The organism is Streptomyces flaveolus (assembly GCF_000716535.1).
GTDB lineage: Bacteria > Actinomycetota > Actinomycetes > Streptomycetales > Streptomycetaceae > Streptomyces > Streptomyces flaveolus_A.
In genome coordinates, this window is sequence record NZ_JNWV01000027.1 from 156672 (window position 1) to 177087 (window position 20416).

Consider the following 20416-nt stretch of genomic DNA (forward strand, 5'->3'; position numbering starts at 1 on the left):
TCAGAGGGCCACGCCCAGCAGCGCGTCCACCGCCCGCGAGACCAGGCCGGGCGCGCCCGTGTCCGTGCCGCCCTCCTGCTCCTGCCGGGCCGCCCAGCGGTCCACCGCGGTCAGGGCGGTGGGGGCGTCCAGGTCGTTCGCCAGGGCCTCGCGGATCTCCTCCACCAGCGCGTCGGCGGAGGGGCCGTCGGGGCGGGAGACGGCCGCGCGCCACCGGCCGAGGCGGGCGACGGCGTCCTGGAGGACCTGGTCGGTCCACTCCCAGTCGGCGCGGTAGTGGTGGGAGAGCAGGGCGAGGCGGATGGCGGCGGGGTCGACGCCGTCACGGCGGAGCTCGGAGACGAAGACCAGGTTGCCCTTGGACTTCGACATCTTCTCGCCGTCCAGCGCCACCATGCCGGCGTGCACGTACGCCTTGGCCATGGGGAACTCGCCGGTGAGCACCTGGGCGTGCGAGGCGCCCATCTCGTGGTGCGGGAAGGCGAGGTCGGAGCCGCCGCCCTGGACGTCGAAGCCCATGCCGAGGTGGTCGAGGGCGATGGCCACGCACTCGATGTGCCAGCCGGGCCGGCCCCGGCCGAGGGAGCCGCCGTCCCAGCTCGGCTCGCCGGGCCGGGCCGCCATCCACAGCATCGGGTCGACCGGGTTCTTCTTGCCCGGGCGGTCCGGGTCGCCGCCGCGCTCGGCGGACAGCAGCCGCATGGCGGCGGCGTCCAGGTTCGAGACCTTGCCGAAGTTCGGGTCGGACCCGACGGAGAAGTAGATGTCACCCTCCAGCTCGTAGGCCGCGCCGAGGTCGCGCAGCCGCTCCACGAGCGGGACGATGCCGGGTATCGCCTCGACGGCGCCTATGTAGTGCCGCGGCGGGAGCATCCGCAGGGCGGTCATGTCCTCGCGGAAGAGAGCCGTCTCCTTCTCGGCGAGGGCGACCCAGTCGACGCCGTCCCGGTCCGCCCGCTCCAGCAGCGGATCGTCGACGTCGGTGACGTTCTGGACGTAGTGGACCTGCCGCTTGGTGTCGAGCCACACGCGCTGAACCAGGTCGAACGCGTTGTAGGTCGCCGCGTGACCCATGTGGGTCGCGTCGTACGGCGTGATGCCGCAGACATAGATACGGGCGACGGGACCGGGGTCGAGGGTGACCAGGCCGCCGGTCGCGGTGTCGTGGATCCTCAGGTCGCGGCCCTGACCAGGCAGGGCGGGGACCTCGGAAGCGGGCCAGGCATGCATGTACATGAGCCTAACCGGCGCCGAGCTGCGGATACGAACGGGACCGGGCCGGATGGCCGGTTCCGCGGTCTTGCACCTCGACGCCGGATGTGCTCACACGGGCGGCCAGGGGATGGCGGGCCACTCCCCGCTGGGCTCCGGATGCAGGCCCGAGGTGAGCAGCGCCTCGACACGCGCGCGCGTGGCGTCGATCTCCGCCGCCGTGATCAGTGCGGCCAGCCGCCGGCCCAGCTCGCCCCCCAGACCGTCCCGCAGCCCCTTGAGGACGTCGACGGCCTCCGGGGTGAGGGGTTCCCCGGCCCAGCCCCACAGCAGGGTGCGCAGCTTGTTCTCGACGTTGAAGGTGACGCCGTGGTCGATGCCGTAGAGGCGGCCCTCGGCGGTGGGCAGCAGATGGCCGCCCTTGCGGTCGGCGTTGTTGATCACCGCGTCCAGGACGGCGAGCCGGCGCAGCCGCTCGTCGTCGGCGTGCACGAGCAGCGCGGTGCGCCCCTCGCCGACCTCGGCGAACCCGATCGCCTTCCAGCCGGGCTCCGGCTCCTCGCCGTCGACCAGGGCGAGCAGCTCCGCCTCGGGGTGGACGTCGACCCAGAGCTGGCACATGCCCTCGCCGTACGGCCCGTCGCGCAGCACGGTGGGCGGCACGAGCTCCCAGCCGGTGGCCCGGGAGACCTCGTAGGCGGCCACTTCCCGGCCCGCGAGGGTGCCGTCGGGGAAGTCCCACAGGGGGCGCTCCCCGGCCACCGGCTTGTACACGCAGGAGGCTTCCCGGCCGTCCAGGGCGACCGTGCAGAACAGCGCCGCGTTGGACGCCTCGCGGATCCGGCCGCGCACGGTCAGCTCACCCCGCGCGAGCAGCTCGGCGGGGTCGGGATCGGCCGTCACGCTCCGCGGCGGTATCCGTTCTGGCGCGGACATACATGTCCTTCCGGATCGAGCGGGAGGCTGCACAGCGGGCACGGTGGCCGCCCGGCGTTGACGATGTCGAGGGCGCGCTTGGCGAAGGCCCGGGCCTGCGCGCCGGTCAGCCGGACCCGCAGCATCGGGGGTCCGTTCTCCTCGTCCTGGAGCAACCGCTCCTCGGCCTCGGCCAGGTCCTCCTCGGTGTCGGCTTCCAGCTCCACGAGGGCCTGCGCCTCGACGATCATGCACTGTTCCTCGCCGTCCCAGGCCAGGGCCATGGTGCCGACGCGGAACTCCTCCTCGATGGGGGTCTCCAGCGGCGCGGTGTCGGCGATCTCGGAGGGGGCCACGGCGGGGACCGCGGCGCTGCCGCCACTACGGCGTACGACCTCGTCGAGCAGTTCGTCCATGCGCTCGGCGAGCGCGGCGACCTGGGTCTTCTCCAGGACCACGCTGGTCACCCGGGGGCCTGCGGTGGCCTGGAGGAAGAACGTACGGCGCCCGGGCAGTCCGACCGTGCCGGCCACGAAGCGGTCCGGCTGGTCGTAGAGGAACACCTGACGGGACACGTCCTGTCTCCATTGATGTCGTGGTTTCGAGCGTTTCAGCGGTGCGGGCCATGCGGATACGCGATGGGGTGAGTCGCTTCACCCTACTGCGGCCGACGATCACGGTGCGCCCGCACCACCCCCGACCGGTGCGTCGCCCTCACCGGGTTCCTCGCGCGGGGCGAGCGAGGCGAAGTCCCCGGTGTCGCCGAGGCGGACCAGGAAGGGCCGCAGACGGGTGTAGCGGATGGCGGTGACGGAACAGGGCTCCACGGAGATCCGCTGGAAGAGGTCGAGGTGAAGACCGAGGGCGTCGGCGACGAGCGACTTGATGATGTCGCCGTGGGAGCACATCAGGTAGACGGCGTCGGCGCCGTGCTCGCGCTCCACGCGCGCGTTCCACTCGCGTACGGCCTCGGCGGCGCGGGTCTGCATGGCCCGCATGGACTCCCCGCCGGGGAAGGCGGCGGCGGACGGGTGGGCCTGGACGACCTCCATCAGCGGCTCGTCCTTCAGCTCGGCGAGCTTGCGGCCGGACCAGTCGCCGTAGTCGCACTCCCCGATCCGCTCCTCGGTGTGGACGGGCAGGCCGGGGCGGGCCTCCAGCAGGGGCTGTACGGTCTCCTGGCAGCGCTGGAGCGGGCTGGTGACGACCTCGGTGAGCGGCAGGCCGGCGAGCCGTGCGGGCAGCGCGGCGGCCTGCGCGGCGCCGCGCTCGTCCAGGGCGACGCCGGGCGTCCGCCCGGCGAGCACACCCGAGGTGTTGGCGGTGGAACGTCCGTGCCTGACGAGGATCAGCGTGGGCATGCGGACCAGGGTAGGCGCACGCAGGTGTGCACCGGCGGCTGGGCGAAGGGAGAATGCGCGGCGTGATCGTGGACTGCGCCATCTATCGGCACGGGCACCGCACCGAGGGGCCGGAGGACCTGTCCGACGCGCTCGCCGAGGCGCGGGCGGCCGGCGGCTTCGTGTGGATCGGGCTGCACGAACCGTCCGAGCGGGAGTTCGACCTGGTCACCGAGGAGTTCGGACTGCATCCGCTGGCCGTGGAGGACGCCCTCAAGGCGCATCAGCGGCCCAAGCTGGAGGTGTACGACGACTCGCTGTTCATGGTGCTGAAGCCGGTCGTGTACGAACCGGAGAGCGACGCGGTGTCCGCGGGCGAGGTGATGGTCTTCGTCGGCGACTGTTTCGTGGTGACCGTCCGGCACGGCGAGTGCTCGCCGCTGGCGGCGGTGCGGCACCGGCTGGAGGAGGAGCCGGAGATGCTCGAGAAGGGGCCCACCGCCGTGCTCTACGCCATCGCGGACGCCACCGTCGACCACTATCTGGAGGTGGCGACGGAGCTGCAGACCGACCTGGACGAGCTGGAGGCGGAGGTGTTCCAGCCGGAGACCGGCGGTTCCCGCAACACCGCGTCCCGGATCTACACCTTCAAGCGGCAGGTCCTGGAGTTCCGCCGGGCCACCGGGCCGCTGGCGCTGCCGCTGAACCGGCTGGCCGGAAACGGCCCGATGGGCGGCACGGTGCCGTTCGTGCACGACACGTCGCGGCCCTTCTTCCGGGACGTGGGCGACCACCTCATGCGGGTGAACGAGTCCGTGGAGGCACTGGACCGGCTGGTGTCGGACATCCTCTCCGCCCATCTGGCGCAGATGAGCGTGCGGCAGAACGACGACATGCGGAAGATCTCCGCGTGGGCGGCGATGGCCGCGGTCCCCACGATGATCGCGGGCATCTACGGCATGAACTTCGAGCACATGCCCGAGCTGCACTGGCTGTGGGCGTATCCGGCGGTGATCGTGGTGATGGCCGTACTGGAGGTGCTGCTGTACCGGCAGTTCAAGCGGCGGGGCTGGCTGTGAGCACCGCTCAGGCGAACTCGGGGGCGGGTGCCGCCGGTCCGCCGAGGGCGTCGCGGCGCTCGGGCATGGTGAGGGTGACCATGCGGTGCCAGCCGGCGAGGCGTTCGTAGGCGTACACGGCGTGGATGCCGGCCGCGAGCAGCGCGGACCTGGCCTTCGGCCAGCCGAGGATGCGGCCCATGTGGGACATGACGGCGAGGCTGACGTCCCGGTGGACGCGGATCTCGGTGAGCGCGCACGCGCGCAGGGTGCGCTGGATCAGCCGGCCGTGTCCGGCGGCGGCGAGGCGCAGCAGTTCCTCGTGGGTGTAGGCGAGGTGGTTGTCCTCGTCGTCGGAGATCATGCGGACGGCCCTGCCGATCTCCGGGTGGTCGGCGAAGTACGTCCGGAGCAGCCCCAGCTGCTCGGCGGCGCGCTGTTCGGTGACCCGGCTGTGCGCGAGGTAGACGATGACGTCCCGCACGGTGAGCGGCTCGTCCCGGCGGAGCTTGTCGTGGGCGAGGCCGATGCCGCGCCGCTCCAGGAGCATCGTGTAGTCGGTCTCGGGCGGGACAGGGGCGGGGGTGAGGCCGCGTTTCTTCAGCAGGGCGGTGAAAATGCGCCCGTGCTTGTCCTCGTCGGCGCCGTGCCGGGCGATCTTCGGGGCCAGCGCGCGTTCGCTCTCCGGCACCAGCGCGGCGATCCGGCCGTTCTCCCAGCCGCCCTGGGCCTCTCCGCTGGCGGCGATGGAGCAGAAGAGCTGGAAGGACTCGTCGTTGTCGAGGATCTCCTGGAACAGACTCTTGGCCGACAGCATGACAGGCACCTCTCCGCAGCTCCGCGGCTCCGCGAGAACGGATCCCGCAAAGAACGAGTCAAGTGCGCAGGGCAGGGGGCCGCAACAGGGATGCGGACGGACTGACCCGAACGAAGGACGGGAGGCGACGGGCGGGGCGGTGGGGGTGCGAACGCGAGACGGGCGGGGGTTCGGCTGGGGGGACGGCGAGACGGGCGGGGCCCGGGGGTGGACGGCTCGATGGGCAGGGCCCGGCCGGGGGGTAACGGCGCGACAGGAAGGGCGCCGGGGCGTGTGCGGCGAGCCGCCGGGACGCGGAGGGCGGGGCCCGCTGTGGACGGCGCGACGGGCGGGGCGGTGGGGTGTGAACGCGAGACGGGCGGGGCCCGGAGGGTGGACGGCGCGACGCGGGGGGCCCGGCCGGGGGGCAACGGCACGACGGGAAGGGCGCCGGGCGTGTACGGCGAGCCGCCGGGGCGCGGAGGGCGGGGCCCGCAGTGGACGGCGCGACGGGCGGGGCCCGGCCGGGGGTCGGCGAAACGGGCAGGGCCGGCGGGGGTGGACGACGAAACGGGCGGGGCGCCTTGGCTTGTACGGCGAGCCGCCGAGACGCGGAGGGCGCGTAGCCGAGCAGCGCTGGCGGCGTGAGAGCGAGGCCCGGAGGGTGGACGGCGGGACGGGCGGGGCCCGGGGGGCAACGGCACGACGGGCAGGCGCAAGGGCGTGTGCGGCGAGCCGCCGGGACGCCGAGGTGCGTAGCCGAGCGGCGCCGAAGGCGTGAGGGCAAGGCCCGCAAGACGGACGGCGTGACGGGCGGGGCCGGCGGGGGGAACGACACGACGGGCAGGCGCAAGGGCGTGTGCGGCGAGCCGCCGGGACGCCGAGGCGCGTGGCCGAGCGGCGCCGGAGGCGTGAGGGCAAGGCCCGCAAGGTGGGCGGCGCGGGGCGTCCGGGCCTGTACGGCAAGCCGCCGGGGCGCCGAGGGGCGCCGGTGGTGTGAAGGGCCGGGCGGCGGGGGCCGCCGGAGTCTTGGCAGGGTGCGTGCCGTTGGGGTCGTGAAAGAAGGGGGCGTGGTCGTAACCGCACGGTGTCCAGCGCGTTGTTCTCGGTGACGGCCGTGGCGGGGAAGACCCCCGAGCCCCCACCACGGCCGCTGACATCCCTTACGCGAGCCCCGCGCGCTCCAGGGCCTCGCTGCCGGCCCGCAGGGAGGCGATCCGCTCCTCCAGCGTGAAGCCGGCCGGAACCAGGTTGAGGGTGGTGACCCCGGCGGCCGCGTAGGCCTTCATCCGGTCGGCGATCCGGTCGACGGAGCCCAGCAGGGTGGTCCGGTCGATGAGGTCCTGCGGGATCGCGGCGGCGGCTCCCTGCTTGTCCCCGGACAGGTACTTCCGCTGGATCTCGGCGGCCTCCTTCTCGTACCCCATGCGCTGGGCGAGCTGGTTGTAGAAGTTCTGCTTGGCGCTGCCCATCCCGCCGACGTACAGCGCGGTGTACGGGCGGAAGGTGTCGGCGAGCCGGGCCACGTCCTTGTCGTCGCCGAGCGCGATCGGCAGGGTCGGGCACACGTCGAAACCGTCGAGCGTCAGCCCCGCCTTCTCCCGGCCCGCCCGCAGGTACTTGACCGTGGTCTCCTCCAGGTGCTCGGCGGAGGGGAAGATCAGCAGCGCGCCGTCGGCGATCTCACCGGTCTGCTCCAGGTTCTTCGGGCCGATCGCGGCGATGTAGAGCGGGATGTGCTCGCGCTGCGGGTGCACGGTCAGCTTGATCGGCTTGCCCGGGCCGCCCGGCAGCGGCAGCGTCCAGTGCTCACCCTCGTACGTCAGCCGCTCCCGGGTCATCGCCCTGCGGACGATCTCCACGTACTCGCGGGTGCGGGCGAGCGGCTTGTCGAACTTGACGCCGTACCAGCCCTCGGAGACCTGCGGGCCCGAGACGCCGAGGCCGAGCCGGAACCGGCCGCCGGAGAGCGAGTCGAGCGTGGCCGCGGTCATCGCTGTCATCGCGGGCTGCCGGGCCGGGATCTGGAAGATGGCCGAGCCGACGTCGATGCGCTCGGTCTGCGCGGCGACCCAGCTGAGCACGGTGGCGGCGTCGGAGCCGTAGGCCTCGGCGGCCCAGCACACCGCGTAGCCCAGCCGGTCGGCCTCCTGCGCCACGGCCAGGTTGTCGCCGTCCATTCCGGCACCCCAGTAGCCGAGGTTGATCCCGAGCTGCATGGCCGAATCCCCTTACCCATGAGTAACGTCCCTGTGCGGCAGACCTTAGCGCGGGGTCGGGCGCCGGGGGCAGGGTGCCCGGCTCCGGCGGTTCGCCGGCGATTCGTGGGTGGATCTTCGGCGGTTCTCCGATCGCGGGCCGTTGGAGCCGGTCGCGGCAGGTCCCGGGCCCCTCGGGGCACTCCGAACGGGTTGTCCACAGGCCACCCACCGCACCGGTTCTGGCCAGTAATCTCGCCGTCATGGAGCAGAGGCATCTCGGCCGGACCGGCCTGCGCGTGTCCCGGATCGGACTCGGCACCCTCACCTGGGGCCGGGACACCGACGAGCACGACGCCGCGGACATGCTGAAGGCGTTCTGGGAGGCCGGCGGCACCCTGGTCGACACCGCGGACGTGTACGGCGACGGGGAGGCGGAGTACCTGCTGGGGCAGCTCATGGACGGCCTGGTGCCCCGCCGTGACCTGGTCGTCTCCACCAAGGCGGGCAGCGTCCCCGACCCCGACCGCCGCTTCGACGGCTCCCGCGGCCATCTGCTCGCCGCGCTCGACGCCTCCCTGGCCCGCCTGGGCACCGACTACGTGGACCTGTGGCACATCCACGCCTACGACCCCGACACCCCGTTGGAGGAGACGCTCCACGCCCTCGACCTCGCGGTCGGCAGCGGCCGGGCCCGGTACGCGGGGGTGTCCAACTTCTGCGGCTGGCAGTTGGCCAAGGCGGCCACCTGGCAGCTCGCCGCGCCGGGCGTCCGCACCCGGCTGGCCAGCACGCAGATGGAGTACTCGCTGCTCCAGCGGGGCGTGGAGCGCGAGGTGCTGCCCGCGGCGCTCGACCTCGGGGTGGGCCTGCTGCCCTCCTCGCCGCTCGGCCGGGGCGTGCTGACCGGCAAGTACCGGCACACCACTCCCGCGGACTCGCGCGGTGCCTCCGAGCACCTGGCGCCGTTCGTGGAGCCGTATCTCGACGACACGGCGACCCGCATCGTGGACGCGGTGACGACGGCCGCCGACGGGCTCGCGGTCACCCCGCTCCAGGTGGCCCTCGCCTGGATCCGGGACCGGCCCGGGGTGGCCGCGCCGATCGTCGGCGCGCGCAACGCACAGCAGCTCACGGCGGCGTTGTCAGTGGAGGCCCTTAGTCTTCCTGACGAGATCTGCCGGGCGCTGGACGATGTGTCGGCGCCCGTGCACCGCTATCCCGATCACGACTGGAGCACGCTGTGAGCACGGAGCCGGAGACCACGGAGGAAGCCGGGCCGGGGACGCCGGACACACCGGGGACCACGGAGCAGGGCACCGACGGGGCCGCCACGGCGGAGGGCACGACCGGCACCGTCGGCGCGGATGCCGTAGCCGACGCGGGCGGGGCGGGTGCCGACTCGGGCGGGGCGGGTGCCGACTCGGGCAGCGCCGAGGTCACCGGCAGCGCGGACAGCGCGGATGCCGGCGGCGACTCGGCCGGTGCCGAGGGCGCCGTCGGTGAGGGCGGTGCCGCCGCTGCCGAGTTGTCCGAGGCGGAGGCCGAGTTGGCCGCGCAGCGGCTCGAGCGGGAGCGGATCGAGCGGCGCAAGGCCGAGAAGAGGGGCCCGATCGACAGCGGCGCCAAGCTCAGTGGCAAGGCGGCCGACCTGCTCGCGGCGGTCCGGGCCGTCGAGAGCGGCGAGAAGCCGGTGGCCGCGGTGTTCGCGGAGCCCGCACCGGCACCGCGCCCGCACGCCCCGGAACCGGTGCGCAGGCCCCAGCCGGCCCCCGCCCCGCCCGCGCCCAGCGGCCCCGCGCCGGAGACCGTCGACGCCGTGGGCCGTGTGCTGACCGAGGGCGGCGCGCCCGGCACCCTGGCCCCCCAGGTCGCCGCGGCCCTCGGCGAGGGCGCCGACACCGCGCTCCGGGAGGACCCCTGGCAGCTCCTCCGGGTCGGCGGCGTACGGCCGGACCAGGCCGACGGCTTCGCCCGGGCGCTGCTCGGCGCGGCCTGCGGTCCGGACGACGAGCGGCGGGGCCGGGCGCTGACCGTCTGGCTGCTGGAGCAGGCGGCCGTGGCCGGGCACACCGCCCTCGAGCTGGCCACGCTCACCGCGGCCCTCGGCAAGCAGGGCGTACCGGACCCGGACGCGGCGGTGCAGGGCGCGCTCGCCGAGGGCGAGGCGCTGGTGTTCCAGGACGCCCTGGAGGAGCCCGGCGCCGCCGCGCCCCAGGCGAGCGACGAGGACGACGAGGAGGAGCGGGAGCGACCGGTCCGGATCCTGGTCGGCCTGGAGCGGTACGCGCTGGCCGAGGAGAGCCTCGCCGACGGCCTGGCCCGCCTGGTCAACTCCGTGTCCAAGGAGGCCGGGCAGGCCTGGGAGGCCACCGCGGCCGGGGTGTCCGGCGGGGCCGCGGAGCTGGCCCGCGCGCTCGCGGGGCACGGCCTGGTGCTGCACACCGGCGGGGAGGCGGCCCGCGCCGAACCGGCCGCCCTGCTCGGTGCCGCCCGTGCCGCGGGCCTGCGGGCCTTCGCCGCCTGCCACACCCCGGCCGGGCGCCGGCGACTGGCCGAGCGGCTGGGCGGGGAGCCGGCGGACCACGGCGTGGGCACGGTCGCGGGGCTGCTGTCCGGCGCCGAGGGCCCGGGCCGCGACGCGGACGGCGCCCTGGAGCTCGATCTGCTGATCGTGCTGGACGCGCCCCAGCTCGACGTGGAGAGCGCCGCGATGCTGGTGGAGTCGCTGCCCGACGGGGCCCGGCTGCTGCTCAGCGGCGACCCCGGGGTGCTGTGGTCGGCCGGTCCGGGCCGGGTCTTCGCCGACCTGCTCGCGGCTCGTGCCTGCCCGCAGATCGCCTCCCGTGTCCCGGACCCCGGTCCGCTCGGCGAACTGGTCTCCGGCATCGGCGTCGGCGAGCTGAACCAGGTCGCCGCGCCGGGCAAGGAGGTCGTCATCGTGCCGGTGCGGGACGCGGGCGAGGCCGTGCACCGGACGGTGCAGCTGGTCGCGGACTCGGTGCCACGGGCGATCGGCGTCCCGGCCGACCAGACCGTGGTGATCACCCCGGGCCACGGCGGCGCGGCGGGCACGCGCGCCCTCAACTCCGCCCTGAAGGAGCGTCTCAACCCCGGCCCCGGCCGGTTCGGCGGCTTCGACCCCGGCGACCGGATCGCCTACTCCCCCGCGCCGGGGCGCACGGTGCCTGGTGTGGTGGTGAAGGCCGACGCCGACGGACTGCACCTGTCGTGCGCCGACGCCACCGTCGTCGTACCGCGCGAGCGGGTGGAGGGCGGCGTGCGGCACGGCTGGGCGCTGACCGCGCACCAGGCGGTGGGCACCCGCTGGCCGGCGGCGGTCGTGGTCCTGCCCGGCGACGCAGCGCAGGCCCTCAGCCGCCCCTGGGTGTACACGGCGTTCGGCCGGGCGGATCGGCACCTGTCCGTCGTGCACGGCGTGGAACAGGCCCTGCCGAAGGCGGTGGCGGAGGTCCCGCCCAAGCCGCGCACCAGCCGCCTGCAAACGCTGCTGCGCACGCAGATCCCGGCGACCTGAGTCTTCGTCCGCGCCTCTGCCTCCGCGCGTCCGCCGACGCCGCGACCGGTGATCAGTTGCGACGGCGGAGTCCGGCGGTGCCGTACCGGCCCCAGGCCCACGGCACCGCCACCGCCGTCACCTCACCCCCGTCACGTCCGCCTGTGTCACTTCTCGGCCGTCACTTCCCGGCCGTCACTTCTCGGCGTCGACCGGTTCCAGCTCCCCGTCCTCCTCCTCGTCGACGAAGTCGATGTCGTCCTCGCCGTCGGAGACCTCGTCGTCGAACACCGCGCTCACGTCGAACCGGCACACCACCTGCTGCGCATCGATGTGCTCGAACGGCGCCTCCAGCCACTCCCCCGCCTCGGCCGGCTCCTCGGCCGCGGTGACCCAGAGAGTGGAGTCGCCCTCCTCCAGGCCGAACTCCTTGTGCCGGGAGGCGATCTCGTCCGGTTCGAACTCGCCGAAGAGGATGCCCAGCGCCCCCGGGACCGTCCTGGCGGCATCGTCCTCGTCCACGACGTCGTCGTACTCCGCCGCCTCGACCCGCTGGGCCTGCGCCAGCAGTCGCTGGGGTTCCGCCACGGTGTAGTCGCGGCGGATCAGCACACTGATCGCGTTCGGCTCCTCGGGGCCCGCGTACGGCGGCAGCGCGTCCTCCGCGCCGGGGATCTCGAAGGGGGTGACCTCGTCGTAGTGGTCGTAGAGCAGTTCGTCGTACGCCTCGGCGGCAGCGGCCAGCTGGTTGAACGCCTCGGACACGGCCGGGTCGTCCTCCCCCGACCTGCGTTCGACCGCGGCGAGATGACGGTCGAGCGCGGTCTTGACGGCCTCGGCGGCGGCGCGTACCTCGGCAGCGGTGGGCTGCGCAGCATCAGACATAGTGCAGACGCTATCCGTACCGGGCACCAGCCCGCACAATAGATGCGATGCCGGAATACGAATTTGTCGACGTGTACGTGCCTCGCGGGGTTTCCCGCAAGGAGACGACACGTCTGCTGACGGACCATGCCGAGTACGGACACTGGGAGTTGGACCGACTGAGCCTGTTGCGCGACGGCAGCCGCAAGGTGCGGTTGCGCCGACGGATCATCCGCCAGGTGCGCGCGACATGGTGACCGTGATCACAAGGTGAGTGTGGACAGATGAACGGAGCGGGCCCCGCCGGCATGGCAGGGGCCCGCTCCGTTTCGGGTCACGCCCCGGCGCGCGCCTTGCGGTAGAGCACCGCGCCGGCCAGCAGCGCGCCCGCGCCGGCCGGCAGGGCGATGCCGAGCGGCACGTCACTGCCCGTGTGAGCGAGCTGGGCGGTGCTCAGGGACTGGCCGGAGCGGCCCACCTCGGCCTTGACCTGGGACGTACCGTGCGTCCCGGAGCCGGTCTTGCCGGTCTGGGAGCCGGTGCCGGTACCGGGGTGGCCCGGATTGCCGGGGTGCCCCGGGGTGCCGGGCTCACCGGGCTGGCCAGGATGTCCAGGTTCCCCCGGCTGGCCCGGATGACCTGGGTGCCCCGGATGCCCGGGCTCCCCCGGGTGGCCCGGATGACCTGGGTGGCCAGGGTGCCCCGGCTTCCCGGGCGGATTTCCGTGCCCGCCCTCGTTGGCGCAGTCGTTCCCCACCGCGGCGTTCCCCGCCCCGATGACGTCGACGCTGTTGCCGCACACGTTCACCGGGACGTCGATCGGCACCTGCACGGTATTGCCGGAGCCGACGCCCGGCGAACCGCCGGTGTGGCCGCCCGCGTGCGAACCGCCGGAACCGCCGTGGTGCCCCCCCGAGGCACCACCGTGATTGGCGCATTTGTTGCCCACCGACGGGTTCAGTAGCCCGACGACGTTCACGGTGTTGCCGCAGATGTTCACCGGCGCGTGCACGGGCACCTGCACCGTGTTGCCGGACAGTACGCCGGGTGAGCCCCCGGCGGAGCCCGCCGCGCCCGAGTCGGCGTGTGCGTAGCCGCCCGCGGCGGCGATGACACCGGTCGCGGCGGCCATGGTGATCAGGCCCTTGCGCGTGCCCTGTCGCATGCTGAGATCCCCCCTGCCTTCCATGTCTTCGTTCGGAAAGACCGGTCGGCCTCGGAGCGCATGGCGCGCGCTCCGAGGCCGACGGCTCGTAAAAGACGCCCCTCAGGGAGCCGGCGTCACTTGTTGACGCAGGCGTTGCCGAAGGCGGGGTTCAGGAGCCCGATCACGTTGATCGTGTTGCCGCACACGTTCACCGGGACGTGCACGGGCACCTGGATGACGTTGCCGGACGCGACGCCCGGGGAGTGCACGGCGGCACCCTGGGCCCCGGAGTCGGCGACGGCCAGGCCCGCGCCCGCGAGAACCAGCCCACCGGTGGCAGCCGCAGCAGCGACGACCTTCTTGATCATTCTTCCTCCTTGTTGGCAATGCGACCCCAAGGCGCGGGGTCACATCAGATGCAACGAGGAGGGGCCGATGAAGCTACGAGCCTATCGTCGCATTCACCCTTCTCAGTCGATCTCGTACGGCTGCCCGATTACCGCGGTGCGCGCCCGGGGCGGGGGCACCGACTCACGACGCGTCGATGAACCGGTCGAGCACCCGCACGCCGAACTGCAGGCCGTCCACCGGCACCCGCTCGTCCACGCCGTGGAACATGCCGGCGAAGTCCAGCTCCGGCGGCAGCTTCAGCGGCGCGAAGCCGAAGCCGCGGATGCCGAGGTCGTCGAAGGACTTGGCGTCGGTGCCGCCGGAGAGCATGTACGGGATCGCCTTGGCGGTGGGGTCCTCGGCGAGCAGGGAGGACTGCATGGCCTCCACCAGGGCGCCGTCGAAGGTGGTCTCGACGGCCTTGTCGGCGTGCACGTCCTCGCGGCGGACCTTCGGGCCGAGCAGCCGGTCCAGGTCGGCCAGGAACTCCTCCTCGTGGCCGGGCAGGAACCGTCCGTCGATGTGCGCGGTGGCCTCGCCCGGGATGACGTTGACCTTGTAGCCCGCGTTCAGCTGGGTGGGGTTCGCGGTGTTGCTCAGGGTCGCGCCGATCAGCTTGGCGATGCCGCCGAGCTTGGCGAGGGTGGACTCCATGTCCTCCGGGTCCAGCTCGGTGCCGAGCGCGTCGCCCAGTTCGTCGAGGAAGGCCCGGGTGGTCTTGGTGACCCGCACCGGGAACTTGTGCCGGCCGACTCGGGCGACGGCCTCGGACAGTTCGGTGATGGCGTTGTCGCGGTGGATCATCGAGCCGTGCCCGGCGGTCCCGGCCACGGTCAGCTTCATCCAGTGCATGCCCTTCTCGGCCGTCTGGATCAGGTAGAGCCGCCGCTGCTCGTTCACGGTGAAGGAGAAGCCGCCGACCTCGCTGATCGCCTCCGTGACGCCCTCGAACAGCTCGGGGTGGTGGTCGACCAGGTACCGGGCGCCGTACGTGCCGCCGGCCTCCTCGTCGGCGAGGAAGGCGACGACGATGTCCCGCGGCGGCCGGCGCCCGCTGCGCAGCCGGTCCCGGACGACCGCCAGCGTCATGGCGTCCATGTCCTTCATGTCGACGGCGCCGCGTCCCCACACGCAGCCGTCGGCGATCTCGCCGGAGAACGGGTGGTGGGTCCAGTCGACCGCGTTGGCCGGTACGACGTCCAGGTGGCCGTGGATGAGCAGCGCGGGCCGGGACGGGTCCTCGCCCTCGATGCGGGCCACCGTGGAGGCGCGGCCGGGGTGCGACTCGTAGATCTTCGGCTCCAGCCCGACCTCGGCGAGCTTCTCGGCGACCCACTCGGCGGCCTTGCGCTCGCCGGGGCCGGAGTGGTCGCCGTAGTTGCTGGTGTCGAACCGGATCAGCTCGCGGCAGAGGTCCACGACCTCGTCCTCGCCGGTGACGCTCCTGGCCGTGTCCGTCTCGCTCACGCTGCTTCCTCCCACTGTCACTGCTGGTGGTCCCTGTCATCCTCTCTCCGGCGGCGCCCCCGGCCCAAGACCGGTCCCGGCCCGTCACACGCCGTTCACGCGCGAGCGGCCCCGGCACCGGGGGGTGATCAGCCACCCCGGAAAGCCTGGTAATGTTTCCTTCGTCGCCGCGAGGGAAACCCCGCCGAGAGGCGGAGCTCGTGCGACAGACACCTTGTCCGGGTGGCGGAATGGCAGACGCGCTAGCTTGAGGTGCTAGTGCCCTTTATCGGGCGTGGGGGTTCAAGTCCCCCCTCGGACACCAGTGAGGCCCCTGCTCGGCAGGGGCCTTTCGCGTGCCCCGGCGCCGCTTCCTAGACTTGAGGGGTGGCCCGTCGTAACGACGAGGTCGAGGCGCTCCTGCAGGAGTACGCCGATCTCATCGCGATCACCGGAGGCGACGCGTTCAAGGCGCGCGCCTACGAGAAGGCGGCGCGGGCGATCGGCGGGTATCCGGTCGACATCTCGACGCTGGACGCCGACGGGCTGCGGGAGATCCCGAACGTGGGCCGGTCGATCGCCGAGAAGGTGGCCGAGTACCTGCGCACGGGCACGATGGCCGCGGTGGAGGAGCGCCGGGCGAAGATCCCTGCGGGGGTGCGGGAGCTGATCACGATCCCGACCCTGGGGCCGAAGAAGGCGCTGCGGCTCTACGAGGACCTGCACATCTCGTCGGTGAGCGAGCTGGCCGCGGCCATCGAGGCGGACGCGCTGGCGGATCTGAAGGGCTTCGGCGAGAAGACCCAGGAGAACATCCGGCACGGGATCGAGCTGCTCCAGCGGGCGGGCGGGCGGGTGCCGCTGTCGCTGGCGCTGGACACCGCCGAGGAGATCGTCGCCGAGCTGTCCGCCGTGACGGGCTGCGAGCGGTGCGCGTACGCCGGTTCGCTGCGCCGGATGCGGGAGACCGTCGGCGACCTGGACGTGCTGGTCGCGGCGCGGCGGTCGGCGCCGTTCATGGACGCGCTGTGCGAGCTGCCGGTCACCGCCGAGGTGATCGCGCGGGGCACGAAGAAGACGTCGGTGCGCACCGGCAAGGGGCTCCAGGTCGATCTGCGGGTGGTGCCGCCGGAGTCGTGGGGCGCCGCGCTCCAGTACTTCACCGGGTCCAAGGCGCACAACATCCGCACCCGGACCATCGCCGTGCACCAGGGGCTGAAGCTGTCCGAGTACGGCGTGTTCGACACCGAGAGCGGGGAGTCGGTGGCGTCCCGCACCGAGGAGGAGGTGTACGCGCGGCTCGGCCTGCCGTGGATCCCGCCGACGCTGCGCGAGGACCGCGGGGAGATCGAGGCGGCGCTGGGCGACGGCCTGCCCGAGGTGGTGACCGAGCGGGACATCCGCGGCGACCTGCACACGCACACCGATCTCACGGACGGCCTGGCCCCGCTGGAGGCGATGGTGGAGGCCGCCGCCGAGCACGGTCACGCGTACTACGCGGTCACCGACCACGCGCCCAACCTGTACATGCAGCGCATGACGGACGAGAAGATCCTCGCCCAGCGGGAGCTGCTGCGGGAGCTGGACGGCACCCGGCGCCGGATGCGGCTGCTGCACGGCACCGAGCTGAACATCGGTCCGGACGGCGAGGTGGACTGGCCGGAGGAGTTCCTGGCCGGCTTCGACCTGTGCGTGGCCTCGCTGCACTCCCACTTCGACCTGGACCGGAGGGCGATGACACGGCGGCTGGTGCGGGCCTGCGAGCATCCGTACGTCAACATCATCGGGCATCCCACGACCCGGCTGATCGGCAAGCGGCCGGGCGTCGACGCCGACTGGGACAAGGTGTTCGCGGCCTGCGCGCGCACCGGTACCGCGCTGGAGGTCAACGCCCAGCCGGACCGGCTGGACCTGCGCGACGAGGACATCCTGCGGGCCAGGGAGCACGGGGTGAAGTTCGCCGTGAACACCGACGCGCACTCCGTCCCGCACCTCGGGCAGCTGCGCTACGGCGTGGCGACCGCGCAGCGCGGCTGGCTCACCAAGGAGGACGTGATCAACGCCTGGCCGCTGACCCGGCTGCGGAGGTTCCTGCGGAAGGGCGGGCGGGCCTGAGCGTCCGGGATCACCGCAGCGCCCGCACGGTGAGCGTGCCGCCGTCGCCGTGCTCGACCCGGGTGCCGAGGCCGCGGGCGTACCCGTCGAGGACCGTGCGCAGCCAGGAGGTGTCCTCGGCGGAGGCCTGCTCCAGGCGCAGCCGGCGTGCCTGGAAGGGCACCATCCGCAGAGCGGTCAGCCGGCCGGTGCCGGGCTCGACCGACACCAGGTGCAGCAGCCGCAGGTCGTCGCGGTAGCGCTCGTAGCCGCCGATGCCCTCGTAGTCGTCGACGAGGTCCCCGCAGCCGTACAGGACGAGCCGGTCCCGGTAGACCTCCGGTGGGCGGGGATGGTGCGAGGAGTGCCCGTGGACCACGTCGACGCCCGCGTCGATCAGCGCGTGGGCGAAGCGGACCTCGTCACGGGAGGCCGGGTAGCCCCAGTTGGGTCCCCAGTGGACGGACGCGACGACGAGGTCGCCCGGCCGCGCGGTGTGCCGCACGCGGTCGGCGACGTCCCGCGCGGCGGCGGTGGTCGGCGCGGTGACGAGGGCCACGCCGGGGCGTTCGGCGGTGGCGGCCCAGCTGTGCGGGATGCCGCTCGACGGCATCCCGAAGGCGAGGACCAGGACGCGTCCGCCCTGCCGCAGCGGGACGGTCGCCGGGCGCCAGGCCGCGTCCGCGTCCGGACCCGCCCCGGCGGTGCGCAGCCCGGCGGCGGCGAGGGAGTCGAGGGTCTCGGCGAGGCCGGACCGGCCGAAGTCGAGCACGTGGTTGTTGGCGAGGACGCAGACGTCGGGGCGGACGGCGGCGAGGCAGGGCAGGTTGGCCGGGTGCATCCGGTAGTGGACGCCCTTGCCGGGTGCGAAGTCGCCGTCCCGGGTGACGGCGGTCTCCAGGTTGATCACCCGCACGTCCGGGGCCGCACGCTCCAGCGCGGCCAGTGCCTCGCCCCAGGGCCAGGTCGGGTCGACGGGCCGGGGTACCGGTCCGTTCGCGGCCTGAGCCAGGGCGACGTACTCGCGGGCGTCGCGCACGTAGTCCTCGCGCAGGGCCGGGTCGCCGGGGTGCGGGAGGATCTGGTCGACGCCCCGGCCGAGCATGACGTCACCGGCGAGGAACAGGGTGACGGCCTTCTCGCCCATGGCGGCGGGACTATACGTGCGCGGGCGCCATGTGGTCCGTGAACCAGTCACGTGCCAGCTCGGTCACCCGTTCCAGCGTGCCGGGCTCCTCGAAGAGGTGGGTGGCGCCGGGGACCACCTCCAGCCGGTTCTCGCACCGCAGTTGTGCCTGTGCCTCCCGGTTGAGCGCGAGGACCTGGCGGTCGGCGCCGCCGACGACGAGCAGGGTGGGTGCCGTCACCGCGGCCAGCCGGGGTCCGGCGAGATCGGGCCGGCCGCCGCGGGAGACGACGGCGGCGGGCCGCGCGTCGGGGTCGGCGGCGGCCCACAGGGCGGCGGCCGCGCCGGTGCTGGCGCCGAAGAAGCCGACGGCGAGGCTCTCGGTGCCGGGTTCCTCGCGCAGCCAGCGGGTGGCGTCCAGCAGCCGTCCGGCCAGCAGGGCGATGTCGAACACGTTGCCGCGGTCGGCTTCCTCCGCGTCGGTGAGCAGGTCGAACAGCAGTGTGCCGAGGCCGGCCCGGTGCAGTCCCTCGGCCACGAACCGGTTGCGCGGGCTGTGCCGGCTGCTGCCGCTGCCGTGCGCGAAGGCCACGACTCCGGTGGCGTCCTCGGGCACGGTGAGCCGCCCGCCCAGCCGGGTGCCGCCGGCGGGCACCGTCACCTCCCGGTCGGTGGAGCCGGCGCCCACGCTGTGCCGGTGGCGGCTCGCGGCCCGGCGCAGGCAGGCGGTGACCTCCTCGTCGTCGACCTGGGCGAAGTCGGCGTAGAACTGGCCGACCGCGGCGAAGTGCCACGGGGTGTCCAGGCAGACCAGTTCGTCGGCGTCCCCGCCCAGTCGCCGGGCGAAGTCCCGGGGGGCGACGGGGACGGCCAGCACGATCCGGGCGGCGCCCCGGGCGCGGGCGATCCGGCAGGCGGCCCGCGCGGTGGAGCCGGTGGCCACACCGTCGTCCACCACGACGGCGGTCCGGCCGGCGACGGAGACGAGGGGCGCGGCGCCCCGGTAGCGCCCGGCCCGTTGCTCCAGCACCCGGCGTTCGCGTTCCTCGACCCGGGCGAGGTCCGCGGTGGAGACCCCGGTGCCGCGCAGCACCTCCTGGTTGATCACGCGGACACCGTCCTCGCCTATCGCGCCCATGCCCAGCTCGGGCTGGTACGGCACGCCCAGTTTGCGCACCAGGCAGACGTCCAGGGGCGCGTCGAGCGCGTCGGCGACCTCGGCGGCGACCGGCACCCCTCCCCGTGGCAGTCCCAGCACCACGACGTCCTGGCCCCTGAGGTACTCCAGGCGTCGGCCCAGTCTGCGTCCCGCTTCTAGGCGGTTGGTGAAGTGCACGGTGGGCTCCTTCACTCCCGTGGCTGCCAGAGCGGCGCCGGGGCTTCCGCGTCGGCGGCTCCCGTCGCCTTCATGTCGCCGTCGGCGGCGCGCAGCAGCATGCGGCCCATGGCGATGAGCGCGCGCCCGGCGGCGAGTTCGTCGCCGATGTCCGGCATCGCCCGGTCGTAGGGGTTGCGGCGGGCCTCCGCGTGGCTCTCCAGGACGTTGTCGCCGGTGTCGAGGATGATCCGGGCCGTGGTGTCCGGATCGTGCTCGGACAGGTACAGGTTCAGCCGCCATTCCTTGACGGCGGGACGGCTGCTCATGGGTCCGGTCATCGTCCGCCACCTCGCTCCGCGGATCGTGCCGCGACGGGCCGCCGGTCGTCGGCGGGTCCATCGTGGCTGGTCGCGCAGTTCCCCGCGCCCCCTGCGGGGCGCTCCAGTCCGGCACTTCCACTGTGCACCCGACCCGCTGCGGACGCCTCCCCTGCCGCGGGCAGAATGTGGGCCATGACCTCGCGCACCTGCCCCTGCGGGCTCCCCCAGTCCTACGACGCCTGCTGCGGCCGCTTCCACACCGGCGCGGCGACCGCGCCGACGGCCGAGCTGCTGATGCGCTCGCGGTACAGCGCGTTCGTCAAGAGGGACGCGGGCTATCTGCTGCGCACCTGGCATCCGCGGACCCGGCCCGCGCGGCTGGACCTCGACCCGCGGATGCGGTGGACGGGGCTGGAGATCCTGGACACCGCCGACGGATCCGCCTTCCACGGCACCGGCACGGTGACGTTCCGCGCCTCCTACCGGGGCGGCTCGCTGCACGAGCGGGGCCGGTTCGAGCGGGTGGACGGGGCGTGGGTGTACGTGGACGGGGACATCCTGGGCGAGTAGCCGGGGCTAGGCGGTTTCGTTTGGATCAGCGGGCGGACCAGAGGAAGATGCCTGCGATGTGGAGTCCGGCCAGGTAGATGGTCGCGGTCTTCTCGTAGCGGGTGG

The 20416-nt window shown here is 73.5% G+C and carries 19 protein-coding genes and 1 tRNA gene; 7 read left to right on the forward strand and 13 right to left on the reverse strand.

Annotated elements, in window-relative coordinates; genetic code table 11:
• The 4 genes from mshC to OO52_RS28305 form a co-directional block, all read right to left on the reverse strand.
• Nucleotides 1–1230 (reverse strand): cysteine--1-D-myo-inosityl 2-amino-2-deoxy-alpha-D-glucopyranoside ligase, encoded by a 1230-nt coding sequence (mshC, locus tag OO52_RS28290; RefSeq protein WP_030653930.1) that lies wholly within the window; start codon nucleotides 1228–1230, stop codon nucleotides 1–3.
• Nucleotides 1231–1323: 93 nt separating this feature from the next.
• A complete protein-coding gene (locus OO52_RS28295; protein WP_048910244.1) occupies nucleotides 1324–2148 on the reverse strand; it encodes an SCO1664 family protein in 825 nt (274 codons plus the stop codon).
• The gene (locus tag OO52_RS28300) at nucleotides 2112–2702 is read right to left on the reverse strand and encodes a DUF3090 domain-containing protein (protein ID WP_030653924.1); all 591 of its coding nucleotides are present in this window, start codon (nucleotides 2700–2702) and stop codon (nucleotides 2112–2114) included. The genes OO52_RS28295 and OO52_RS28300 overlap by 37 nt, the downstream gene beginning before the upstream one ends.
• Before the next feature lie 99 nt (nucleotides 2703–2801).
• Complete coding sequence (locus tag OO52_RS28305; protein WP_030653922.1) at nucleotides 2802–3488, reverse strand: histidine phosphatase family protein; 687 nt, start codon at nucleotides 3486–3488, stop codon at nucleotides 2802–2804.
• A 62-nt stretch (nucleotides 3489–3550) separates the two neighbouring features.
• Here OO52_RS28305 and corA point away from each other — a divergent pair, with 62 nt between their 5' ends.
• Entirely contained in the window at nucleotides 3551–4546 is a 996-nt protein-coding gene (gene corA / locus OO52_RS28310; RefSeq protein ID WP_030653919.1) for a magnesium/cobalt transporter CorA, read from the forward strand.
• A gap of 7 nt (nucleotides 4547–4553) precedes the next feature.
• On the opposite strand, the gene OO52_RS28315 is transcribed toward corA, so the two are convergent.
• Nucleotides 4554–5342, reverse strand: a complete 789-nt coding sequence (locus OO52_RS28315; protein ID WP_030653917.1) for a hypothetical protein — start codon at nucleotides 5340–5342, stop codon at nucleotides 4554–4556.
• A 1142-nt stretch (nucleotides 5343–6484) separates the two neighbouring features.
• Nucleotides 6485–7540, reverse strand: coding sequence for an LLM class F420-dependent oxidoreductase (locus OO52_RS28320; RefSeq protein ID WP_030653915.1), 1056 nt, complete (start codon nucleotides 7538–7540; stop codon nucleotides 6485–6487).
• A gap of 242 nt (nucleotides 7541–7782) precedes the next feature.
• On the opposite strand from OO52_RS28320, the gene OO52_RS28325 reads away from it, so the two are divergent.
• Nucleotides 7783–8766 carry an aldo/keto reductase gene (locus OO52_RS28325; protein WP_030653913.1) on the forward strand — a complete coding sequence of 328 codons (984 nt, stop codon included), beginning with the start codon at nucleotides 7783–7785 and terminating at the stop codon, nucleotides 8764–8766.
• Nucleotides 8763–11057 (forward strand): helix-hairpin-helix domain-containing protein, encoded by a 2295-nt coding sequence (locus OO52_RS28330; protein ID WP_030653910.1) that lies wholly within the window; start codon nucleotides 8763–8765, stop codon nucleotides 11055–11057. Before OO52_RS28325 ends, OO52_RS28330 begins: the two co-directional genes overlap by 4 nt.
• A 174-nt stretch (nucleotides 11058–11231) precedes the next feature.
• On the opposite strand, the gene OO52_RS28335 is transcribed toward OO52_RS28330, so the two are convergent.
• Nucleotides 11232–11921: a hypothetical protein gene (locus tag OO52_RS28335; RefSeq protein ID WP_030653908.1), complete on the reverse strand. Its 690-nt coding sequence runs from the start codon at nucleotides 11919–11921 to the stop codon at nucleotides 11232–11234.
• 47 nt (nucleotides 11922–11968) lie between these two features.
• Here OO52_RS28335 and OO52_RS28340 point away from each other — a divergent pair, with 47 nt between their 5' ends.
• A complete protein-coding gene (locus OO52_RS28340) occupies nucleotides 11969–12157 on the forward strand; it encodes a DUF5703 family protein (protein WP_028801646.1) in 189 nt (62 codons plus the stop codon).
• Nucleotides 12158–12234: 77 nt separating this feature from the next.
• On the opposite strand, the gene OO52_RS28345 is transcribed toward OO52_RS28340, so the two are convergent.
• From OO52_RS28345 to OO52_RS28355, 3 genes are all read right to left on the reverse strand, one after another.
• Nucleotides 12235–13065 (reverse strand): chaplin, encoded by an 831-nt coding sequence (locus OO52_RS28345; protein ID WP_030653906.1) that lies wholly within the window; start codon nucleotides 13063–13065, stop codon nucleotides 12235–12237.
• A 116-nt stretch (nucleotides 13066–13181) separates the two neighbouring features.
• On the reverse strand, nucleotides 13182–13415 hold the full coding sequence (gene chpH, locus OO52_RS28350) for a chaplin ChpH (RefSeq protein ID WP_030653905.1): 234 nt from the start codon (nucleotides 13413–13415) through the stop codon (nucleotides 13182–13184).
• A 163-nt stretch (nucleotides 13416–13578) separates the two neighbouring features.
• The gene (locus OO52_RS28355; RefSeq protein WP_030653904.1) at nucleotides 13579–14904 is read right to left on the reverse strand and encodes a M20/M25/M40 family metallo-hydrolase; all 1326 of its coding nucleotides are present in this window, start codon (nucleotides 14902–14904) and stop codon (nucleotides 13579–13581) included.
• A gap of 216 nt (nucleotides 14905–15120) precedes the next feature.
• Here OO52_RS28355 and OO52_RS28360 point away from each other — a divergent pair.
• A tRNA-Leu gene (locus tag OO52_RS28360) sits at nucleotides 15121–15208 on the forward strand.
• 62 nt (nucleotides 15209–15270) lie between these two features.
• Nucleotides 15271–16998, forward strand: a complete 1728-nt coding sequence (gene polX / locus OO52_RS28365; RefSeq protein ID WP_030653903.1) for a DNA polymerase/3'-5' exonuclease PolX — start codon at nucleotides 15271–15273, stop codon at nucleotides 16996–16998.
• A gap of 10 nt (nucleotides 16999–17008) precedes the next feature.
• Here polX and OO52_RS28370 read toward each other — a convergent pair whose 3' ends face one another.
• Genes OO52_RS28370 through OO52_RS28380 form a run of 3 tightly spaced genes read right to left on the reverse strand, consistent with a single transcriptional unit; the run spans nucleotide 17009 to nucleotide 19747 of the window.
• Nucleotides 17009–18124 (reverse strand): CapA family protein, encoded by a 1116-nt coding sequence (locus tag OO52_RS28370; protein WP_030653901.1) that lies wholly within the window; start codon nucleotides 18122–18124, stop codon nucleotides 17009–17011.
• A 10-nt stretch (nucleotides 18125–18134) separates the two neighbouring features.
• Nucleotides 18135–19439 (reverse strand): phosphoribosyltransferase family protein, encoded by a 1305-nt coding sequence (locus OO52_RS28375; RefSeq protein WP_030653898.1) that lies wholly within the window; start codon nucleotides 19437–19439, stop codon nucleotides 18135–18137.
• A gap of 11 nt (nucleotides 19440–19450) precedes the next feature.
• Nucleotides 19451–19747: a dsRBD fold-containing protein gene (locus tag OO52_RS28380; RefSeq protein ID WP_420711450.1), complete on the reverse strand. Its 297-nt coding sequence runs from the start codon at nucleotides 19745–19747 to the stop codon at nucleotides 19451–19453.
• A gap of 186 nt (nucleotides 19748–19933) precedes the next feature.
• Here OO52_RS28380 and OO52_RS28385 point away from each other — a divergent pair, with 186 nt between their 5' ends.
• Complete coding sequence (locus OO52_RS28385; protein ID WP_030653893.1) at nucleotides 19934–20311, forward strand: YchJ family protein; 378 nt, start codon at nucleotides 19934–19936, stop codon at nucleotides 20309–20311.
• The last annotated feature ends 105 nt before the right edge of the window (nucleotides 20312–20416 follow it).